Origin of the sequence: Deinococcus alpinitundrae (assembly GCF_009982895.1) — a bacterium.
GTDB classification, from domain to species: domain Bacteria; phylum Deinococcota; class Deinococci; order Deinococcales; family Deinococcaceae; genus Deinococcus; species Deinococcus alpinitundrae.
Genome location: NZ_WXZL01000076.1, coordinates 1 through 1,802 on the forward strand (window position 1 = coordinate 1; position 1,802 = coordinate 1,802).

At 64.1% G+C, this 1,802-nt stretch carries 4 protein-coding genes; all 4 read right to left on the reverse strand.

Features of this window, described 5'->3' with window-relative positions; translation table 11 throughout:
• Positions 1-130: 130 nt before the first annotated feature.
• The gene (locus GUI70_RS22410) at positions 131-466 is read right to left on the reverse strand and encodes a hypothetical protein (protein WP_161884488.1); all 336 of its coding nucleotides are present in this window, start codon (positions 464-466) and stop codon (positions 131-133) included.
• A gap of 23 nt (positions 467-489) precedes the next feature.
• On the reverse strand, positions 490-681 hold the full coding sequence (locus tag GUI70_RS22415) for a hypothetical protein (protein ID WP_161884489.1): 192 nt from the start codon (positions 679-681) through the stop codon (positions 490-492).
• Positions 678-1,319: a hypothetical protein gene (locus GUI70_RS22420; protein WP_161884490.1), complete on the reverse strand. Its 642-nt coding sequence runs from the start codon at positions 1,317-1,319 to the stop codon at positions 678-680. The genes GUI70_RS22415 and GUI70_RS22420 overlap by 4 nt, the downstream gene beginning before the upstream one ends.
• Positions 1,316-1,802: hypothetical protein (locus GUI70_RS22425; protein ID WP_237725123.1), on the reverse strand; the 487-nt coding region annotated here is incomplete at its 5' end. The genes GUI70_RS22425 and GUI70_RS22420, both read right to left, overlap by 4 nt.

Here is a 1,802-nt window from a genome sequence, read left to right on the forward strand (position 1 = left end):
AGGCCGTTGTGGTGCATGCCAAGTTAGCAATCTTGAAGGTGACGCACCTAGCTTGAACGCGCTCCATTACGGATCCTACACAGACCGCTAATCAAATACCCTAAAACTATTGCGGCAAGACAATCGTTTTTCACGGCAGACGGAGGTAGATCGGGCGCACGCCGCCACTGGCCCGGTAGAACGTTACCGACCCGGCCTTGACCTGGCCCTGGTCGATGATCACCCGGTAGAGCTTGCTCGCTGTCACGTCTGGCAGGGTGCAGCCGGTGTACCCACTTTCCCGCCGCGTGCAGTTCTGATCGGTGGTCACGAAATCGCCGGAGAGCAAGAGGGCTGGAGCCATCGCGGTATCCGGGCCAGGGTTGATGAACACCACGCTCGCGCCGTCGAGCTTCAGTGAGGCGCTTTCCTGCTGTGCCGCTTGCAGGGCTGGGGCGCAGGAAGCGAGAGCAATCACAGCCGTCAAAGCCAAAAGTCCGAACCGTTTTTTCACAGCTGACCACTCTCCTTGAGGTGCTCGATTTCTTCCTGCACCTTCAGTCGGTTCTCGGCAGAGAGATGCGCGTCGCCGTCGGCCAGGTCCAGCACGACCGGCGCGAGGATCGGGGCGAGCTTGAGGGCGGCGGCAACGGGCACATTCGCGCCCAACATGCCAGTGACGAGCTTCAGCAGTTCGTTCATGGGCTCTCCTGGACAGCAGGTGTCGCCACGATGACGGCGGGTGCGGGCGGCGGGTTGACGGGCTGATCAGCAAGCGGTGCATCGTCACCGACCACCGCAGGCCAGTCGGTACGGGTCGCAGAGGGGAAATCGGGGTCATCCTGCGGCGGCCCAGCGGCAGGGAAGCTCAGTAGCGGTATGGCTTCCAAGCCGCCCGGCGACGGCACGGCGATGACTGCCGGGATCTTCCCGCTTCCAAACCAGCCGAACGCCGATTTCAGACCGTCACGTCCGAAGACGGCAGCCGCTGCGGCGGTCAAGCCGTAAAAAATGGAAGTGGGCCAGCCCGTCAGGCCAAGCAGCGGCAGACTCGCGCCCATGTTGCTGAAGTACAGCATCAGGCTGCTGGCCACGCCGATCAGCGCGCTCAGCGCCCACCAGACCTCGGCGGGTGGGTCTTTGCGCGGTGGGTCGTAGGTGGCGTAGCGGGTCGCGGTGTTGCGCTTGACCGTGCTGACTGCACCGAAAATCACAGGCGCGAGGACCGCTGGGTTGCTGCCTAAAAACCGGAGCCACCCCATCAGGTCGAAGTCGCTGTTCGCCTGCGCCGCTGCCGTGCTGGTGAGCAGCAGCATTCCAAGAATCAAAGTCTTTTTCATCTTTCCCCCCTGAGCGCGATCCACACTGCGTTCGGATCGGTGGCGTTGATCGTCACGCCACCGCGCGTGATGCGCTGCCCGGCCACGTTGTCCCAGCCGCCGCCCGTGTTCTCGACCAGCACGCGAGGGCCAGCAGGCGCAGCAGGCACGCCAACCGGTGCAGGCTTCACCACAACCGCTGGCGCTGGCGTCGAAACGTCGAACACCCACATATCTGGCATCCGTCCCACCGTGGTCAGCCCGCCCCACTGCTCAAGCGGCACCCAGTTCAGAGAGCCTCCCAGCTGTTGGCCGCGCCGCACCGTGGCGTTTTCCAGCACGCACAGTTGCCCGCCTGCGCCTTCTCCGATCAAGCCGATGTGCCCGAAGTCGGAAGGCAGGCGTGAGAACACCACGTCACCCGCCCGCGCCTGCTTGACCGGCACGGTCCACTTCAGGTCGATGAAGGCCTGTTCCATGCTCCGCGCCCACGGCACCGTGGGG